The sequence below is a fragment of the Actinomadura sp. KC216 genome (genome assembly GCF_004348535.1).
Lineage (GTDB): Bacteria > Actinomycetota > Actinomycetes > Streptosporangiales > Streptosporangiaceae > Spirillospora.
The window spans coordinates 1-5,866 of the sequence record NZ_SMJX01000428.1 but is presented as its reverse complement, the minus strand read 5'-3'; the positions used below and the strand labels follow the sequence as shown (position 1 = coordinate 5,866).

The window sequence follows — 5,866 nt, the reverse complement described above, 5'->3', positions numbered from 1 at the left end:
CCGCCCCGCGGCCCCCGGACCCGCGTCCCCTTCCACCGGCGGGACCCGCTCAAGCGGCTGAACGTCGGGCTGCTCGTCGTCGCGTTCGTGCTGTCGCTGTTCGCCGGACGGCTCGTCCAGCTCCAGACGATCGAGTCCGACAAGTACTCCGAGCAGGCGATGCAGCAGCGGCTGCAGAAGATCGAGCTGCCCGCCATCCGCGGCGACATCACCGACGCGCAGGGCCACCCGCTCGCCATGACGGTGGAGGCGCGGGCGATCTTCGCCGACCCGCACATCATCGAGCCGGGCAAGCGGCAGGGCATCGTGAACGCGCTGGCCCCGACGCTCGGCCTCGACCCCGCGACCGTGATGAAGCAGATCAGCAAGCCCAACAGCCGGTTCGTGTACCTGGCGCACGGCGTCCGGCCCGACCAGGCCCGGCTGATCATGTCGTGGAACCTCCTCGGAATCGGGACACTGCCGGAATACCGCCGCGAGTACCCCAACGATTCGCTCGCCGCGGGCGTCATAGGGTTCGTGAACGACACCGGGAACGGCGCCGCGGGGCTGGAGAGCTCCATGAACGGCGTGCTCGCCGGCCGCAAGGGCTGGCAGCGGGTCGAGATCAGCCTCGATGGCCAGCACATCCCCATGGGCGAGGACCAGCGGCGCCCGTCCAAGCCCGGCCGCGGCGTGCGCCTCACGATCCAGCGCGACCTGCAATTCAAGGCGCAGCAGGCGATCGAGAAGCAGGTCAGGGCGACGAGGGCGAAGAGCGGCAGCGTCATCGTCATGGACCCGCGCACCGGCCGGCTGCTCGCCATGGCCTCCGCGCCCGGGTTCGACCCGAACGACTACGCGAAGTCCGACGCCGACGTGTGGGGCAGCCCGCTGGTCCAGGAGGCGTACGAGCCGGGCAGCACCGGCAAGGTCGTCACGGCCGCCGCCGTCATGGAGCACGGCGGCGTCACCCCGCACACCCCCTACACCGTCCCCGACAGGATCAGGAAGTACGACGTCCAGTTCAAGGACTCGCACCCGCACCCGACCGAGCGGCTCACCTTCGCCGGCGTCCTCGCAACCTCAAGTAACGTCGGCACCATCATGGCCAGCGAGAGCATCAGCTCGCAGCGGCTCCACCAGACGCTGCGCGACTTCGGGTTCGGGCAGAAGACCGGCCTGCCGCTGCCCGGCGAGACGCCCGGCCTGCTGAAGCCGCCCGCCCAGTGGTCGGGCACCGACCGGTACCCCATCGCGTTCGGCCAGACGGTCTCGGTGAACGCGGTGCAGATGGCGAGCGTGTACGCGACCATCGCCAACGGCGGCGTGCGCGTCCAGCCCACGCTCGTCGAGGGCACCGTCGGCGAGGACGACAGGTTCACGCCCGCGCCGGAGCCGCCGCGCAGGCAGGTCATCAGCGCGCGGACGGCCCGGCAGATCAGCGACATGCTGGAGGGCGTGACGACCGAGGAGGGCACGGCCCCCAAGGCCCAGATCCCCGGCTACCGCGTCGCGGGCAAGACCGGCACCGCCGAGAACGTCAACCCGCGCACCGGCACCTACGAGGGCGGCGGCTACACCGCGTCGTTCGCGGGGTTCGCCCCGGCCGACGATCCGCAGCTGGTCGTGCAGGTCGTCCTCCAGGATCCCAAGCGGGGCAGCCACTATGGTGGCGATGCGGCTGCGCCGGTCTTCAAGGACGTGATGAGCTTCGCCCTGCGGTCCGAGAAGATCCCGCCCACGGGGAGCCGGCCGCCGACCGTCCAGATTCGCGCCCGAAACTGACCGCAGCGAGTACTCTCCTCGCCTGTGAGTCCACCACGACGACCCGTGCACCAGCAGTCCCGTCCCGCCCGCACCGAGAACAACGCTCACACCGAAAGAAACGTCATGCGTCCCACCACCAATCCGGCCCGTCCGCTGAGCGGGCTCGCGGCGCTCCTCGGGATCGAGCGCGGAGGCTGGGACGAGGTCTCGGCGACGGGCATCACGCACGACTCGCGGGCGGTGCTGCCCGGCGACGTCTACGTCGCCCTGCCGGGCGCGCGCGCACACGGCGCGCAGTTCGCCGAGCAGGCGGCGGAGGCGGGCGCGGCGGCGATCCTCACCGACCCCGACGGGTACGACCGGGCGGCGGCGACGGGCCTGCCGGTGCTGGTGGTGGCGGACGTCCGCGCGCGGATCGGCGACGCCGCCTCCTGGGTGTACGGCGAGCCGGGACGCGACATCACCACGATCGGCGTCACCGGCACCAGCGGCAAGACCACCACCGTGTTCCTGCTGGACGCGGGCCTGCGCGCCGCCGGGATCGAGACCGGCCTGGTCGGCGGGGTCGAGGTCCGGGTCGGCGGCGACCGGGTGCCGAGCGCGCTGACCACGCCGGAGGCGACCGACCTGCACGCGCTGTTCGCGATGATGCGCGAGCGCGGCGTCGGCGCAGCGTCGATGGAGGTGTCCAGCCACGCGCTCAAGCAGGGCCGGGTCGGCGGGATGACCTACGAGGTCGCGGTGTTCACGAACCTGTCCCAGGACCACCTGGACTACCACCCGTCCATGCAGGACTACTTCTACACGAAGGCCCGGCTGTTCACGCCCGAGTACTCGCGCGTCGGCGTCGTCAACCTCGACGACCACCACGGCCGCGAGCTGCTGGAGGTCGCCACGGTCCCGGTGACGACCTTCTCGGCGTCCGGCGACCCGGCGGCCGACTGGCGGGCCGAGGACGTCCGCGTCGGCGCCGACGGCAGCGTGTTCCGCGTCGTCGGGCCCCTCGGCATCGAGGCCGACGGCGAGGTCCGGCTGGCGGGGCCGTTCAACGTCGCGAACGCGCTCGCCGCGATCGTGGCGCTGGTCGAGGCGGGCATCCCGCTGCAGGCGGCGGTGCGCGGTGTCGCGTCCCTGCCCGGCGTCCCCGGCCGCCTGGAGCGGGTCGACGAGGGCCAGGAGTTCGTCACCCTCGTCGACTACTCCCACAAGCCGGGCGCGGTCGAGGCCGTGCTGACCGCGCTGCGCCCCGTCACCGAGGGCGTCCTCACGGTGGTGATCGGCTGCGGCGGTGACCGCGACCGCGGCAAGCGCCCGCTGATGGGCGAGGCCGCGGCCCGGCTGGCGGACCGGGCGGTCTTCACCAACGACAACCCGAGGTCGGAGGATCCGCTCGTGATCCTCGCCGCTATGGTCGAGGGCGGGCTCAAGGTGCCGCAGGCCGAGCGGGCGCACATCGTGGTGGAACCCGACCGCGCGGCCGCGATCGAGCTGGCCGTGAGCCGGGCCCGCCGCGGCGACGTGCTCGTCATCGCGGGCAAGGGCCACGAGCAGGGGCAGAACGTGGCGGGGACGGTGCACCCGTTCGACGACCGGGAGGTCGTCCGGGAGGCGCTCCGGCGCCATACGACGGTGACCAGAGGGGACGGGACGCAGGCGTGATCCCACTTCCGCTGTCGACGATCGCGGAGATCACGGGAGGCACCCTCCACGGGCCTCCGGACGTCACGGTGAGCGGTCCCGTGGTGATCGACTCCCGCGCCGTGGAGCAGGGGGCGCTGTTCGCGGCGCTCAAGGGCGAGCGCGCGGACGGGCACGACTTCGCGTCCGGCGCGCTCGCCGCCGGGGCCGCGGCGGCGCTGGCGCAGCGCCCGGTGGACGGGCCGTGCGTCGTCGCCCCCGACGTCCAGGAGGCGCTCGGACGCCTCGCCAGGGGAGTGCTGGAGCGGCTCCCGGACGTGACCGTCATCGCGGTGACCGGCTCGGCGGGCAAGACGTCCACCAAGGACCTCATCGGGCAGGTCGCGGGCCGCGCCGGCCCGACCGTGTTCCCGCCCGGCTCGTTCAACAACGAGCTCGGGCTGCCGCTCACCGTGCTGCGCGCCGACGGGTCGACGCGGCACCTCGTGCTGGAGATGGGCGCGCGTGGGATCGGCCACATCTCCTACCTGACCGGCATCGCCCGCCCGGACGTCGGGGTGGTGCTGAACGTCGGCACCGCGCACGTCGGGGAATTCGGCAGCCGGGAGAACATCGCGCTGGCCAAGGGCGAGATCGTGGAGGCGGTGCCGCCGGGCGGGACCGCCGTCCTCAACGCCGACGACCCGCTGGTCGCCGCGATGGCGTCCCGCACGCGAGGCGAGGTCGTCACGTTCGGCCGGTCGCCGGGCGCCGCCGTCCGCGCCGAGGACGAGACGCTCGACGACCAGGGCCGGGCCACGTTCACGCTGGTCACGCCGGAGGGGTCCGCCCCGGTCGCGCTGCGGCTCGTCGGCTCGCACGCCGTCCCGAACGCGCTGGCCGCCGCGGCGGCGGTGCGGGCGGCGGGGATGGCGCCCGCCGACATCGCCGAGGGCCTCTCGGAGGCCGGGCCGGTCAGCCGGTGGCGGATGGAGGTCACCGAGCGGGCCGACGGCGTGACGGTGGTGAACGACGCCTACAACGCCAACCCCGACTCGACGCGCGCCGCGCTCGACGTCCTCGCGCACATGGCCCGCGGCCGCCGCGCGCTCGCGGTGCTGGGTGAAATGGCCGAACTCGGCGCATCGTCCGCCGCGGAACATGCCAAGATCGGGGAGCATGCCGCGCGGCGCGGGGTCGCCGGCCTCGTCGTCGTCGGCGCGAACGCGGCGGCGATCGCGGACGGGGCACGTCAGGTCGGGTCATGGACGGGAGAGTGCGTGCAGGTGGATGACGTCGGCGCGGCGGTGGCCGCGCTCACGGGGCGGCTGGAGCCGCGGGACGTCGTGCTGGTGAAGGGCTCTCGCGTCGCCGGACTCGAACGGGTCGCCGCGGCGGTCCTCGCGGAGGACGGCCGATGACCAACATCATCATCGCGGCCGGGGTGTCGCTGATCTTCGTGATGGTCGGCACGCCCGTGTGGATCCGGATCATGAACCGGCTCGGCTACGGCCAGATGATCCGCGACGACGGGCCGGAGGCGCACGCCAGCAAGCGCGGGACCCCCCAGATGGGCGGGACGGTCTTCATCGTCGGCTCGCTCTTCGGCTACGCCGCCGCGCACCTGTTCACCGGCACCGAGCCGACGATCTCCGGGATCCTGGTGCTGTTCCTGATGACCGGCCTCGGCCTCGTCGGGTTCGTGGACGACTACATCAAGGTGTTCAAGCAGCGCAGCCTCGGCCTGCGCAGCGGCGCCAAGATGATCGGCATCGTGCTCGTCGGCGTCGTGTTCGCCGTCGGGTCCCTCAGCTTCCCCAACGGCTACGACATCACCCCCGCGGCCCCCCACCTGTCCTTCCTGCGCGACTTCGGCCCCTCGATCGGCCCGTACCTGTTCGTGGTGTGGGCGCTGCTGCTCATCGCGGCCATGTCCAACGGCGTCAACCTGACCGACGGCCTCGACGGCCTCGCGGCGGGCCCCGCCGGGATGGTGCTGGCCGCCTACGTGATCATCGGGAACTGGCAGCTCCGCAACAGCTGCACCGACTTCGCCCTCGCCCCCAACTGCTACAGCGTCCGCGACCCCCTCGACCTCGCGGTCGTCGCCGCGGCCGTGCTCGGCGGCGTGTTCGGCTTCCTGTGGTGGAACGCGCCGCCCGCGAAGATCTTCATGGGCGACACCGGCTCGCTGGCCCTCGGCGGCGTCCTGGTCGGCCTCGCGATCCTCACCCGCACCCAGTTCCTGCTCGCCATCCTGTGCGGGCTGATCGTGATGATCACGCTGTCGGTGATCATCCAGGTGGGCGGGTTCAAGATGACGAAGAAGCGCGTGTTCAAGATGGCGCCGCTGCAGCACCACTTCGAGCTGTCCGGCTGGGCGGAGACGACGATCGTCGTGCGCTTCTGGCTGATGTCCGCGCTGTTCGTGGCGATCGGCATCGGGTTGTTCTATTTGGAATGGATGCCCAAGGAATGAGCGGAGCGAACCGGGGGGTGC

Annotated in this window: 4 protein-coding genes; all 4 read left to right on the top strand. The window is 72.4% G+C overall.

What is annotated here, in order from left to right; all coding sequences use genetic code 11:
• On the top strand, window positions 1-1,767 hold a 1,767-nt coding region (locus E1264_RS39150), incomplete at its 5' end, for a penicillin-binding protein 2 (RefSeq protein WP_347813450.1).
• 105 nt (window positions 1,768-1,872) lie between these two features.
• Window positions 1,873-3,408 carry a UDP-N-acetylmuramoyl-L-alanyl-D-glutamate--2,6-diaminopimelate ligase gene (locus E1264_RS39145; protein ID WP_132182063.1) on the top strand — a complete coding sequence of 512 codons (1,536 nt, stop codon included), beginning with the start codon at window positions 1,873-1,875 and terminating at the stop codon, window positions 3,406-3,408.
• Window positions 3,405-4,787 carry a UDP-N-acetylmuramoyl-tripeptide--D-alanyl-D-alanine ligase gene (gene murF, locus E1264_RS39140; protein WP_132182061.1) on the top strand — a complete coding sequence of 461 codons (1,383 nt, stop codon included), beginning with the start codon at window positions 3,405-3,407 and terminating at the stop codon, window positions 4,785-4,787. Before E1264_RS39145 ends, murF begins: the two co-directional genes overlap by 4 nt.
• Complete coding sequence (mraY, locus tag E1264_RS39135; RefSeq protein WP_132182059.1) at window positions 4,784-5,845, top strand: phospho-N-acetylmuramoyl-pentapeptide-transferase; 1,062 nt, start codon at window positions 4,784-4,786, stop codon at window positions 5,843-5,845. The genes murF and mraY overlap by 4 nt, the downstream gene beginning before the upstream one ends.
• Window positions 5,846-5,866: the final 21 nt, after the last annotated feature.

Excerpts from the sequence above, each read along its gene's own strand:
- mraY (WP_132182059.1), top strand. The coding sequence starts at position 4,784 with ATGACCAACATCATCATCGCGGCCGGGGTGTCGCTGATCTTCGTGATG.
- E1264_RS39145 (WP_132182063.1), top strand. The coding sequence starts at position 1,873 with ATGCGTCCCACCACCAATCCGGCCCGTCCGCTGAGCGGGCTCGCGGCG.